Source organism: gamma proteobacterium symbiont of Lampromicra miyakona, assembly GCF_059730895.1.
On record NZ_AP035932.1, the window covers coordinates 663,137 to 675,661 of the forward strand.

At 61.7% G+C, this 12,525-nt stretch carries 12 protein-coding genes; 9 read left to right on the top strand and 3 right to left on the bottom strand.

Features of this window, described 5'->3' with window-relative positions; all coding sequences use genetic code 11:
- Positions 1-10: 10 nt before the first annotated feature.
- Positions 11-790, bottom strand: coding sequence for an NAD(P)H-dependent oxidoreductase (locus AC6I8P_RS03100; protein WP_498030960.1), 780 nt, complete (start codon positions 788-790; stop codon positions 11-13).
- Between the two features lie 90 nt (positions 791-880).
- Between AC6I8P_RS03100 and AC6I8P_RS03105 the strand changes: the two genes are divergently transcribed.
- The 4 genes from AC6I8P_RS03105 to AC6I8P_RS03120 all read left to right on the top strand — a co-directional run bounded on the left by AC6I8P_RS03105 (position 881) and on the right by AC6I8P_RS03120 (position 5,150).
- Positions 881-1,771: a LysR family transcriptional regulator gene (locus AC6I8P_RS03105; RefSeq protein WP_498030961.1), complete on the top strand. Its 891-nt coding sequence runs from the start codon at positions 881-883 to the stop codon at positions 1,769-1,771.
- 160 nt (positions 1,772-1,931) lie between these two features.
- Positions 1,932-2,801: an SDR family oxidoreductase gene (locus tag AC6I8P_RS03110; RefSeq protein WP_058776425.1), complete on the top strand. Its 870-nt coding sequence runs from the start codon at positions 1,932-1,934 to the stop codon at positions 2,799-2,801.
- Positions 2,802-2,845: 44 nt separating this feature from the next.
- Complete coding sequence (locus AC6I8P_RS03115) at positions 2,846-4,024, top strand: arabinose transporter (RefSeq protein ID WP_058771424.1); 1,179 nt, start codon at positions 2,846-2,848, stop codon at positions 4,022-4,024.
- A 79-nt stretch (positions 4,025-4,103) separates the two neighbouring features.
- Positions 4,104-5,150, top strand: a complete 1,047-nt coding sequence (locus tag AC6I8P_RS03120) for a DUF1176 domain-containing protein (RefSeq protein ID WP_421039809.1) — start codon at positions 4,104-4,106, stop codon at positions 5,148-5,150.
- A 33-nt stretch (positions 5,151-5,183) separates the two neighbouring features.
- Here AC6I8P_RS03120 and AC6I8P_RS03125 read toward each other — a convergent pair whose 3' ends face one another.
- Positions 5,184-5,804: a TetR/AcrR family transcriptional regulator gene (locus AC6I8P_RS03125; RefSeq protein ID WP_421039808.1), complete on the bottom strand. Its 621-nt coding sequence runs from the start codon at positions 5,802-5,804 to the stop codon at positions 5,184-5,186.
- Between the two features lie 231 nt (positions 5,805-6,035).
- Between AC6I8P_RS03125 and AC6I8P_RS03130 the strand changes: the two genes are divergently transcribed.
- Together AC6I8P_RS03130 and AC6I8P_RS03135 are read left to right on the top strand one after the other, a co-directional pair.
- Positions 6,036-7,265, top strand: coding sequence for an MFS transporter (locus AC6I8P_RS03130; RefSeq protein WP_498030962.1), 1,230 nt, complete (start codon positions 6,036-6,038; stop codon positions 7,263-7,265).
- Positions 7,266-7,320: 55 nt separating this feature from the next.
- Positions 7,321-8,289, top strand: a complete 969-nt coding sequence (locus tag AC6I8P_RS03135; RefSeq protein WP_498030963.1) for an alpha/beta fold hydrolase — start codon at positions 7,321-7,323, stop codon at positions 8,287-8,289.
- A 49-nt stretch (positions 8,290-8,338) separates the two neighbouring features.
- Here AC6I8P_RS03135 and AC6I8P_RS03140 read toward each other — a convergent pair whose 3' ends face one another.
- On the bottom strand, positions 8,339-9,022 hold the full coding sequence (locus AC6I8P_RS03140) for a YecA/YgfB family protein (protein ID WP_421039806.1): 684 nt from the start codon (positions 9,020-9,022) through the stop codon (positions 8,339-8,341).
- A gap of 206 nt (positions 9,023-9,228) precedes the next feature.
- On the opposite strand from AC6I8P_RS03140, the gene AC6I8P_RS03145 reads away from it, so the two are divergent.
- The 3 genes from AC6I8P_RS03145 (at position 9,229) to AC6I8P_RS03155 (ending at position 12,498) form a co-directional block, all read left to right on the top strand.
- On the top strand, positions 9,229-10,248 hold the full coding sequence (locus tag AC6I8P_RS03145; protein ID WP_481658057.1) for an isopenicillin N synthase family dioxygenase: 1,020 nt from the start codon (positions 9,229-9,231) through the stop codon (positions 10,246-10,248).
- Between the two features lie 18 nt (positions 10,249-10,266).
- Positions 10,267-11,049 (top strand): MetQ/NlpA family ABC transporter substrate-binding protein, encoded by a 783-nt coding sequence (locus tag AC6I8P_RS03150; protein WP_481657348.1) that lies wholly within the window; start codon positions 10,267-10,269, stop codon positions 11,047-11,049.
- 111 nt (positions 11,050-11,160) lie between these two features.
- Positions 11,161-12,498, top strand: coding sequence for a serine hydrolase domain-containing protein (locus AC6I8P_RS03155; RefSeq protein ID WP_498030964.1), 1,338 nt, complete (start codon positions 11,161-11,163; stop codon positions 12,496-12,498).
- Positions 12,499-12,525: the final 27 nt, after the last annotated feature.

Here is a 12,525-nt window from a genome sequence, read left to right on the forward strand (position 1 = left end):
GGCCTGCGGCTCAGCGCGCCACGTGCACGCCAAATCCGCGCTCGCCTTCCGCAAGATCCTCGCACAGCGTCAGCGCCGGAATCGCATATTCACCACCGTTCTGGCGACGGAAGGCAATCGGTTGATCCTGCGCTAAGCGATCCAGTCGTTGCGCCAGCGCGACGCACCAGTCAGCAAAGCGTTCCTGCGCCGACTTCTGCACGCGATACAACACCAGCGGTGGCAACACGCTGAAGCCGGGATAGAACAGCATGCCGTGCTGGATCGGGAACAGCAGATCCTCTATCGGGCCGTTGATGCCGCGCGGCGCGTAGTGCGACTCCCAGCCGCCGGTGGTCACCACCAGCATGGCGCGCTTGCCAGCGAGCGTGCCTTCGCCGTAGCGGTCGCCCCAGTGATGATCGTTGTGCTCGCCGACGCCATAGGCAAAACCGTTGGCATACACGCGGTCAAACCAGCCTTTCATGATTGCCGGCATCGAAAACCACCACAGCGGAAACTGGAAAATCACCGTGTCGGCCCAGCGCAGTTTCTCCTGCTCGGCGGCAATGTCCGTTGCCTGCAGCTGGTTGTCGTAGGCGAAACGCGAATCCAGCGTGGCATCAAAATGCGCGCTCACCGGGGGCGCCAGCGTATCGGCGGCATCCAGCTGCGCTTTCCACTGCATGGCGTACAGATCTGACACCTGCACCTGATGGCCCGTCTGCTGCAGATGATTCACGGCAAAGTCTTTCAGCGATCCGTTCAGCGAGCGCGGTTCCGGATGGGCATACACAATCAAAACATTCATGGCGGTATCCTGTGAGATGAAAACCGCTGCAGGTTAAGCCAGTGCTGGCTATAGTAGAAATCAATTACTGATATCTCAGGTATAGCTAGCATGAATATGCACGCGCTGGATTTGAATCTGCTGCACACCTTAGACGTGCTGCTGGTGGAGCAGAACGTGACGCGCGCGGCGCAGCGCCTCAATCTGTCGCAGCCGTCGGTAAGTGCTCAGCTGGCGCGCCTGCGGGTGCTGTTTGACGATCCGCTGCTGTTGCCTGGTCCGCGCGGCATGCTGCCCACCGCCCGCGCCGAGGCCCTGCGCGAGCCGCTGCGTCTGGCGCTGGAAGCGCTTGAGCGCGCGGTGGCACCGCCGGCAGCGTTCGATCCGGCACGCGCGGAGCTCACCTGGTGCATTGCCGCCACCGATTACATGTCATCGGCGCTGATCCTGCCGGCGCTGAAACTCATTCGTGAAGCGGCACCGCGCAGCCGCATGGCGGTATTCGCGCTCAATCCGCCACAGGTGGCGCAGCAGCTGGAGAAGGGCGAGCTGGATATGGTGTTTCACACCGGCGACAACGCGCCGCCGACGCTGCATCAGCGCCGCTTGTTCAGCGAGCGCTACGTGCTGGCCGGCCGGCGCGATCATCCGCAACTGCAGCAACCCCTGACGCTGGATCGCTTTTGCCAGCTGGAGTTTGTGATGGTTTCGCCGGATGGCGGCGGCTTCAGTGCAGCCACCGATCGCGCGCTGGCCAGGCTCGGCCGCACGCGCCGCGTCGCGCTCTCGGTGCCGCATTTCCTGTTTATGCTCGACACGCTGGCCAACAGTGATTTGGTCGCCGTGCTGCCGGAGCGCCTGGTGCGAAACGCGCCGCAGCTCCGCGTGCTTGCACCGCCGCTACAGATTGAAGGGTTTGACATCCTGATGCTGTGGCACGAGCGCCTGCATCGCGATCCCGCCCAGCAATGGCTGCGCCAGCAAATTGTGGCGGCGCTGTAAACCTGAACTCTCGCCGAATAAGTCGCGGTCTTCATGCCCTAAGGCCTTGTCCGACAAGGCTTGCTCCTGCATTGCTGATGCGATTAGCGCCACCGCTCCACAGCACGCATCATATCAACACGACGAAATACTCGCGTTTTAACGTGCAGGAGAAAAGACCATGCAGATATTTGTCACCGGGGCCACCGGCTGGGTAGGTTCAGCGGTGGTGGAAGAGTTGATCGCGGCGGGCCATCAGGTGACAGGGCTGGCGCGTTCGGCGGAAAAAGCCGTGGCGCTGGCCGTCACTGGCGCACAGGTTATTCGCGGTTCGCTGGAAGATGCTGACGTGCTGCGTGACGCCGCGCAATCCGCGGACGCCATCATTCATACCGCGTTCAACCACGATTTCTCGCGCTTCGTACAGAACTGCGAGCAGGATCGCCAGGTAATCGAGCTGCTCGGCGAGGCGATTGCCGGATCGGATCGCATGCTGCTGGTGACGTCCGGCCTGTCCGGTATGGCGCGCGGGGCGACGGAACTGGATCAGCCGCAGCCGGTGTCACCGCGTCAGTCGGAAGCGGCGGCGCAGGCGCTGTCGCAGCGCGGCGTGCATGTGGCGACAGTGCGGCTGGCGCCGTCGGTACATGGCCTCGGCGACCACGGTTTTGTGCCGATTCTGGTGCGGCTGGCGCGTGAGAGCGGGATTTCCGCCTGGTGCGGCAGCGGTGAGAACTGCTGGTCCGGCGTGCACCGTCGCGATGCGGCGCGCGTCTATCGGCTGGCGCTGGAGCAGGGCGTCACCGAACGCGTTTATCACGCGGTGGCCGATGAGGCGGTGCCGTTCCGCGCAATCGCGGAGACGATTGGACGCCAGCTCGGATTACCCAGCGGCGAGCGCGACCGGGCACATTTTGGCTGGTTCGCCAACATGGCGGCGGGCAACATGGCGGTCTCCAGCCAGCGCACGCGCACGCTGCTGGACTGGTCTGCAACCCGCCCGGACCTGCTGAGCGAGCTCGATACGCCTGCCTATTACACCCATCTCTGATATCACGCTGCCGCTGCGCGCGGCAGTTTTTCTGGATTATATCGATGAAAAATAATGTATTTATCACCTTGCTGCCGGTGACGCTGGCGGTGTTTATCGCTTTTCTCACCATGGGGATGCAGCTGCCGGTGCTGCCGCTGCATCTGCAGCAGAACCTCGGCATGGATACGCTGGCGATCGGCACGGTCATCGGCGCGCAGTTTGTCGCGTCGTTGCTGACGCGTTCGTGGGCGGGCAACTTCGCCGATATGCGCGGCGCGAAACGTGCGGTACTGGCCGGGCTGTTGGTGGTGGCAAGTTCCGGCGTGATCTACCTGATTTCGCTGCTGTTCGTTGATCGGCCTGCCAGCTCGGTGGCCATCCTGCTGCTGGGGCGTGTGGTGCTGGCGCTGGGCGAGAGCCTGCTGGCCACCGGCGCGCTCGGCTGGGGACTCGGGCTGGTGGGACCGGCCAATGCCGGTAAAGTGATGGCGTGGATCGGTATCGCGATTTACGGCGCCTGGGCGCTGGGTGCGCCGCTGGGCGTGGCGATTTATCACGGCTGGCACTTCACCGGCATCGCCATGGCTATCATCGTGGTACCGCTGCTGCCGCTGATGTTTATCACCCAGGTGCGCGCCGTCGCGCCGACCTCGACCAAACGCACGCCGTTCTACAAAGTCATGGGCGCGGTGTGGCGGCCGGGACTGGGTCTGGCGCTCGCCAGCGTCGGCTTTGGCATGATCACCGCGTTTATCGCGCTGCTGTTTGCGGCCAGGGCCTGGGGCAACGCGTCGCTGGCGTTCACCGCGTTTGGCGTGGCGTTTATCGCGGCGCGCCTGTTCTTTGCCCATCTGCCGGATAAGCTGGGCGGCGCGCGCGTCGCGCTGGTATGCGTGCTGATTGAAGCCTGCGGTCAGCTGCTGATTTGGGGCGCTGATGACGCGACGCTGGTTTATCTCGGCGCGGCGCTGACCGGTTTTGGCTATTCGCTGGCCTTTCCGGCGTTCGGCGTGGAAGCGGTGCGGCGTGCACCGCCGCACACCCGCAGCCTGGCGATGGGGGCTTACGTGGCGTTTCTCGATATCGCGCTGGCGGTCACCAGTCCGCTGGCGGGCGCGCTGGCCGCCCACCGCGGTGTGGCTTCGGTGTATCTCGCTGGCGCGATTGCCGTGGCGCTGGCAATGCTGGTGGCGCTGAGCCTGATGGCGCGTCAGCCACAACCACAGGCAGCGATGGAATAAGACCCGCCGCAAAAAATTCACTTCTCCCGCGCCGCAAAAATCATCACACTAGCCACCTTTACCATTAGGGAGAGATGGCATGAAAAGCCGATTGCTGCTGGCACTGATGCTGTTCGCCAGCCTGAGCACGCCGTTGTGGGCCGACGAAGGCGTCTCGTTTAGCCATAAAGACTGGGAGCTGGCTTGTGATAATACGCTGACCTGCCGCGCCGCCGGCTACAGCGCCGAAGAGGGCGCGGGCGGATCGGTACTGCTGACGCGCGCCGGCGGGCCAGACAGCCTGACGCACGGGCGCGTGGTGCTGGCCGATACCGGCGACGATGATGCGCAGCAGGTAAATGCGCTGGCGCTGTGGATTGACGATCGCGCGCTGGGCGAAGTCAGCAAAGCGGAGAACGATGAGTGGACGCTAAGCGACGCGCAAACCCAGGCGCTGATCGCCGCCATCAAAGGCAGCGCCAGAGTGGAGTTTCGCGGTGCGGCCGAGCCGTTTGAGCTCTCCGGCAACGGGGCTTTTGCCACGCTGTTGAAAATGGACGAGGCGCAGGGCCGGCTGAACACGCCGGGCGCGCTGGTGCGCAAGGGCAATCAGCCGGAAGCCAGCGTACCGGCGGCACTGGCGATGCCGGTGATCCAGCAGGTCCAGGTGCTGAAAGCCGCGCCGCGCCCGCTGACGCCGGACGAACTGGCACAGGTCAAGCCAAAGCTGATTGCCTCGCTGACCGATGACGACAGCTGTGACAATCTCGCGCCGTCCGACGATCAGCCGGAAGAGGGCGCAGAACCGCCTACGCTGACGCCGGTGGATGCGCAGCACGTGCTGATCGCCGCACTGTGCTGGCGCGGGGCTTACAACGAAGGCTATGGTTTCTGGCTGCTGGATAACGCGCTGCAGAGCACGCCGCAGCTGATCACCGATTCCGGATCTGATTATCATGACGGCGTGATCAGCGAGGCGCAGAAAGGGCGCGGCATTGGTGACTGCTGGAGCACTGCGGCATGGGTGTGGGACGGCCGCCAGTTCGTGCAGAGCAGCGAGGCCACCACCGGCATGTGTCGTGCTATCCGCGCCGGCGGCGCATGGCAGCTGCCAACGCTGGTCACCGAAGTCAAACCGGCGGGGTAATACTCAGCGCGCGTCGCCAGACGGCAGGGATGCTTAATCCGTCACGGATTTTGCCGCATCCCACACGGTCATGACGTGGGCGATGGCGGTATCAATTTGCGCGCCGTTGACGCCATCGCGCACCAGCACCGACACGCCCAGCAGAAAAGCGTCGAGGGCGATGGCAAGGGCGGCGGCATCGGTGTCGGCGCGCAGTTCGCCGCTGTCGATGCCGCGCTGCACGCAGGCCGTCATGCCTGCCAGCGTGCGGGCACGGGAGCGCGCCAGCGGCTGCGTGACATCCGCGTGTTCGGCGGAAGGTGCACTCATCACGCCCAGGCCGACCATACATCCCAGCGGATGGCCAGACTCACACTGCATGCTTGCAGAGCGCCGCAGCGCGGTCTCCATTGCGGTACGGGGCGGCAGGCTATTATCCCACAGCGGCTCCACCACTTGGGCGTAAGTCGACAGATAGCGCTGCACACACTCCTGAAACAGCGCCTGCTTCGAGCCAAAAGCCGCGTAAAAGCTCGGTGCAGAAATACCGCCGGCAATTCCCGCCTTCAGCTGTGTTAACGATGTCGACTCATAGCCGTGCTGCCAGAAAATCTTCATCGCCTGTTCAATGGCCGCATCACGATCGAACGTACGCGGCCGTCCCATAGTGGCCATCTCAGTGCTCCGTTAAGCTCAATGTTTAAATACTAATCGATACATAAGTCGTTGACAACGGTCTCGCACGTCAATTAATGTATCGATTAGTATATATTTGTGCCGGCGGGCGGCGGATAGCGTATCCGCAGGGTTGTTCCTGAACCGTAACAGGTTGTCGCACTTCGCCAATTTATATACTGATCGGTACATATAATTTCAACGACAGGCGCGCGCCTCACCTGCACGCTGATGACATCGGGAACGCTGATTGTGACGACTTTGAATACCGCCGCGGATAAAACCCGGCCGCTACCGCTGGGCGCGCTGCTGGCGCTGGCCATGACCGGTTTTATCTGCATCATCACCGAAACCTTACCGGCCGGACTGCTGCCGCAGATGGCGGCGGGCCTCGGTATTTCCACCGCGCTGGCCGGGCAGACCGTAACCGTTTATGCGCTTGGCTCGCTGCTGGCGGCGATTCCGCTGACCATCGCCACTCAGGGCTGGCGTCGCCGTAACGTGCTGTTGCTGGCTATCGTCGGTTTCCTGATTTTCAACTCCATCACCACGTTCTCGACCCACTTCGTACTGACGCTGGTGGCGCGCTTTTTCGCCGGCGCAGCGGCGGGACTCGCCTGGAGCCTGCTGGCCGGCTATGCGCGGCGCATGGTGCCGGTCCATCAGCAGGGCAAAGCGCTCGCCGTGGCGATGGTCGGCACACCGATTGCGCTGGCGCTGGGCGTTCCCGTCGGCACCTGGCTGGGCACGGCGGTGGGCTGGCGCACGGCGTTCGGCATCATGTCGGCGCTGACGCTGCTGCTGATCGGCTGGGTGCTGCTGCGGGTGCCTGACTATCCGGGACAAAGCAGCGATCAGCGTCTGCCGCTGCGCACGGTGTTCATGACGCCAGGCGTGCGTCCGGTGCTGGGCGTGGTGCTGGCGTGGATGACGGCGCACAACATTCTCTACACCTACATCGCGCCGTTTGTTACCCAGGCGGGTCTCGCCGGGCAGGTGGACAGCGTGCTGCTGGTGTTTGGCATCGCGGCGCTGGCGGCTATCGGTCTGGCCGGTCGCCTCGTCGATCACCACCTGCGCGTCGCCGTGCTCGGCAGTCTGGCGCTGTTTGCGCTGGTCTCGCTGCTGTTCATCTGGCTGGCGCGCTTGCCGCTGCTGGTTTATGTCGGCGTGGCGCTGTGGGGGCTGACGTTTGGTGGTGCGGCCACGCTGCTGCAAACGGCGCTGGCGGATGCGGCGGGCGAGGGCGCGGATGTGGCGCTGTCGATGAACGTGGTGGTGTGGAACAGTGCGATTGCCGGCGGCGGTCTGGCCGGTGGCGTGTTGCTTACCCACTGGGGCGTGGCGTCTTTCCCGCTGGCGCTGCTGTTGCTGCTGGCGATTGGCTTCATCATCGCACTGCAGGCGCGTCAGCACGGTTTCCAGGCCGGCGCGCGGCACCAGCGCGTACAAGGTCACTGACCAGCCGTGCGCATATGAAAATTTAATTCACTGTTTTAAATGGCATTATCACAAAATGGAGATCAATCACGTGTTCAAAAAATTACTGTTAACCCTGCTGCTTACCTCGGCCGCGCTGTTTTCCGCCGCCAGCACCGCCGCGGATGAATTCCCGCTGCCCGCCGGTTTCACCAGCAGCTATCAAACTGTGGATGGCGTGCGCCTGCATTATGTGAAGGGCGGCAGCGGACCGCTGGTGTATCTGGTGCACGGTTTCGGACAGACGTGGTACGAATGGCACCAGCTGATGCCGGAACTGGCAAAAAACCACACCGTCGTGGCGGTGGATCTGCCGGGGCTGGGGCAGTCTGACGTGCCGCATTCGTATCGCGCCACCGATGTCGCGCCGCTGCTTTATCAGCTGGCACAGCACTTTGCCGGCGGCAAAAAGTTCGATCTGGTGGCGCACGACATTGGCATCTGGAATACCTATCCGCTGCTGGTGAAACATCAGGACAGCATCCGCCGCGCCATCTTTATGGAAGCGCCGATCCCGGATGAAAGCATCTATCAGTTCCCGGCCTTTACGCCCGAAGGCGAATCCCTGGTGTGGCACTTCAGCTTCTTTGCGGCGCAGGGACAGCTGGCTGAACAGCTGATCGCCGGTAAAGAGCGCCTGTTCTTCGAGCATTTCATCAAAGAACATGCCGCCAACAAAGCGGTGTTCACCCCGGCGCTACTCGATCTTTACAGCAAATCCTATGCAAAACCGCACAGCCTGAATGCCGCCTTTGAATATTACCGGGTGCTGAATCAGGGAGTGGCGGACAATAAAGTGCTTTCCCGCGAGAAAATTGCCGTGCCGATGCTGGCGATTGGCGGTGGCGGTCACGGCGGACTGGGTGCCTATGAGCAGCAGGTGGTCAGCCGCTACGCCTCGCACGTCACCGGCAAAGTATTACCTGGCTGCGGTCACTGGTTACCTGAAGAGTGCCCCGCGCCGCTGAATGCGGCGGTGATGGAGTTTCTCGCGTCCGGGAAATAACGCGGTGCGCAGGCCAGTTTTAGCGCTGGCCTGCGTTGACGTGAATGTCTCAGGCTTTATTCAGGCAGCACTGCTTAAACTTTTTGCCGCTGCCGCACGGGCAGGGATCGTTGCGGCCGGTTTTTTCACCGGCAAAATGCGGCAGCTGCTGAGCCGGATCGGGCTGCGCCATGCGCTGTTCCTGCCAGTATTCGTGCAGTTCCAGCGCCGCCGGACGAATCGCCTCGATGCTGGCCTCAAACGCGTCCGGGGTGAAGGCTTCACGCTGCGCCAGCTGCGCTTCACTGCCGTGCAGCGCAATCGCCTGCAGCGCCGGTTGCTGTGCCGCCGGCAGCTGCGCCCAGTCCGCATCCAGCGCCACGCCGCGCATGTAGCCGTAGCACCAGTCTTCCACCACGGTAAACAGCTGGCCTTCCATCTCCTGCTCGCCGAACAGCGGATCGAACTGCTCCGGATACTCCGCCAGCCGCTCGGCGATGTCATTGAAGTGCTGGAAAGTCAGCGCCATGAAGCGGTCCATTTCGCGCGCGTTCGCCCACTGAGGAATCTTCTTCTCACCGCCCCAAATCGCCACCAGCCATTCGCTCGGTTCGATATCGTTCGGGCCGGAGAGCAGGGCGGTCAGCATGCCGTCCAGTTCGGCGGTGTCCACCACGGAGTGTTCGTTGCCATATTTTTCCAGCATGTCATCAAGCCAGTTCAGCTCTTTTTCGGTTAACGGACCCTGATTCATCCGGCGTCTCCTGCGGTGTGCATTGGTGGGCAAAAATTGCTGGGCGCGATTATAGCGGCAGCGCGCCGGATTTACCGCTTTTTGCATATCGATAGCCGAAGTGCGCCTAAAAAGGAATCGCCATAACTTATCGCGCAACAGTATTGGCGGGAAACGGCGGCGAATGTCAGCGTAAACGCAGGATTTACCGATAGCGAGGAGACAACATCATGGCGGATACTCTGCCAGTACTGGATCTGGCCCTGCTGGAACTACCCGACGCAGAGCAGGCAGCTTACCTGGCGCAGCTGCGGGAGACCGCACGTGACGTCGGTTTTTTCTATCTGGTTAATCACGGCATTAACCCGCAACTGCTGCACAACGTGCAGAGTATCACGCGGGCGTTTTTTGCCCTGCCGCAGGCGGAGAAGCAGCGCGTGGCGATGATCCACTCGCCGCATTTTCGCGGCTACAACCACGCCGGTGTGGAATACACCCGCGACCAGCGCGATCAGCGTGAACAGTTTGATATCGGTGCCGAACGCGCGGCGCTGACGCTGCAGCCGGGCGATCCGGCGTGGAAACGGCTGCAGGGGCCTAACTTATGGCCGGAGGCGTTACCGCAATTGCGTCCGGTGATGCACGCCTGGCAGCAGGCGATGACCGCCATCGCGCTGCGCCTGTTGCGGGCCTTTGCCAAAGCGCTGGCGCTGCCGCCGGATGCGTTCGACGCGTTGTATGGCACCCAGCCTAATGAGCACATCAAGCTGATTCGTTATCCCGGTCAGGCAGCAGAAGCCAGCAAGCAGGGCGTCGGCGCACACAAAGACTCCGGCTTCCTCACCTTTTTGCTGCAGGACGATCAGCCCGGTTTACAGGTGGAAGTGTCACCCGGTCACTGGGTGGATGCGTTGCCAAAACCGGGCGCGTTTGTGGTCAACATCGGTGAACTGCTGGAGATTGCCAGCAATGGGTATCTGCGCGCCACCGTGCACCGCGTGGTGTCGCCGCCGGCTAATCGTGAACGCGTGTCGATCGCTTTTTTCCTCGGTGCGCAGCTGGACGCCGAAGTACCGCTGTATCAGTTGCCGCCGCAGCTGGCGGCAGAAGCCCACGGCCCGACCAGCGATCCTGACAATCCGCTGCTGCGTGAAGTGGGCTGGAACTACCTCAAAGGGCGTCTGCGTTCCCATCGCGATGTGGCGCAGCGCTATTACGCTGATGCATTAAGCACAGTGAAATCATAAGAAACGTAAGGAAAGCCCATGCAGAAAACGATGATAGCGTCACTGGCCCTGATGGCCCTGTTCAGCAGCGTGGCGTCCGCCGCGGCACTGCGCGTGGCCGCCGATCCGGTGCCGCACAGTGAGATTCTCAACTACATCAAACAAACCGACAAACAGCTCGATCTGAAGGTGATCGAGCTTAACGGCAATTTAAACGCCAACGAGCTGCTGGCGCGTGGCGACGTCGATGCCAACTATTTCCAGCATGTGCCTTATCTGCGCGATCAGGAAAAAGCGCTGGGCGAAAAATTTGCCGTGGTGGCGAGCGTGCATATTGAGCCACTCGGTATCTACTCGCACAAAGTGAAATCACTGAAAGATTTGCCTGATGGCGCGCAGGTGGCGGTGCCCAACAACGTGACTAACCTGAGCCGCGCGCTCTATCTGCTGCAGGCCAGCGGCCTGATTACGCTGAAAAGCCGCAGCGCCACGACGCTGGTGACCACGGCGGACATTAGTGACAACCCGCACCATCTGAAGATCATTGAGGTTGAAGCGCCGCAGCTGCCGCGCGCGCTGGATGATGTGCAGCTGGCGATTATTAACGGTAACTATGCCCTGCAGGCCGGGCTGGTGCCATCGAAAGACGCGCTGGCGCTGGAGCAGGCAAAGGATAATCCGTATGCCAACGTGCTGGTCACCACGCCAAAGCTGGCTAATGACCCGCGCATACTCGCGTTAGCGAAAGATCTCGAATCAAAGCAAACTGCTGAATTTATCAACCAGCACTATAAAGGATCGGTTATTCCGGTTAATCAATAATGCCCGGCGCCACCTGTGGCTGACAGGTGGCGCACCCGCTGTTCTGTGGTATATTTCGCCACCAACACCAGTGGCACCTGCTGCATAACATAAAAAATAACTTATCAATTGATGGCTATTTACCGCTTCGTCAGACTTCAGCGACTGACGCTTTCCCGCGCGCTGTATCGCCTGTTACTGCCAGCCCTGTGTCTGCTGCTCAGCGGCTGCGGGACACTGTCGCAAACGTCCGCACCGGTGAGCGATCGCGTGTACCTGTCCCACGCCACCTTCCATGAAAACGTCGATGACATTGTGCGCCACTACATGCAGCAGAAGCAGGTGACGGGCATCAGCATCGCCATCATTCACCAGCGCGGCGCGCCGCAGTTTTACAGCTATGGCGTCACCGATGCGCGCCAGCGCTATCCCATCACGCCGGATACGCTGTTTGCGCTGGGCTCGCTGAGCAAAGGCATTACCGCGGAGGTCATTATCGGGCTGGTGGATCGCGGGGAGCTGCACTGGAACGACACGCTGGCCACGCTGCTGCCGTGCGGCGTGCCGCTGAGTGAGGATGCAAAACGCATCACGCTGCTGCAGCTGGTTACCCACACCTCAGGGCTGCCGCGTCAGGATATGGATCTGCCGATGTTCCTGAAATTTATGGCTTACCTGCGCAGCGGCGAGAACTTTTACGGCAATCTGGATAGCGATGCCGTGCTGAGTTATCTGGCGGATTTCAGCGCCCCCGCACACCCGGCGGCACAGTACTCCAATCTCGGCTATGCGCTGCTGGGCTACATTCTGCAGCATCGCCTGCATCAGGACATTGAAACGCTGGCGCAGCATCAGCTGTTTGGTCCGCTCGGCATGACCAGCAGCAGCTTCCATCCACAAACCCTGCGCGGCTATCCGTGGCGCGCGCTGGGCCACGCCGGCGATCAGCCGAAACTGATCGCGCGCGGTCAGCTGACGCCGGACTGGGCCTTTCGCGGCAATATGGTGGCGGCCGCCAGCCTGTACAGCAATGCGCGCGATCTGATTCGCTACCTCGATGCGCATCTGCACAGCGATGCACAGGGCGCGCTCGGCCAGGCGCTGGCGCAGGTCAATCATCCTTATGAGCAGCATGGCAATCAGGCGCAGAATATCGCCTGGGTAACCGATACCTATGGTCAGCAGCAGATCACTTATCAGGTGGGGTATATTGGCGGTTATGCCAGCTTTATTGGCTACGATCGCGCCCACGGCAATGCCATCGTGGTGCTGCAAAACGCCTTCAACTGGAGCAACTATCTCGGCATTGCGCTGCTGCGTGATTTGGCGCGTAAAGATCGCCGGGTGCTGAACACGGTTGCTTGCAATTTTGCTGCTCAGCAAAGCGCGCCGCCTGAGGTATGCTGTGGAGCGAAATTTGACGCGCAAAGCGCGGCGCGGGAACCTTCCGCACGTGGCGCTTGTCAGTAAATGGGACAGTTAAATAATTAACCAGAG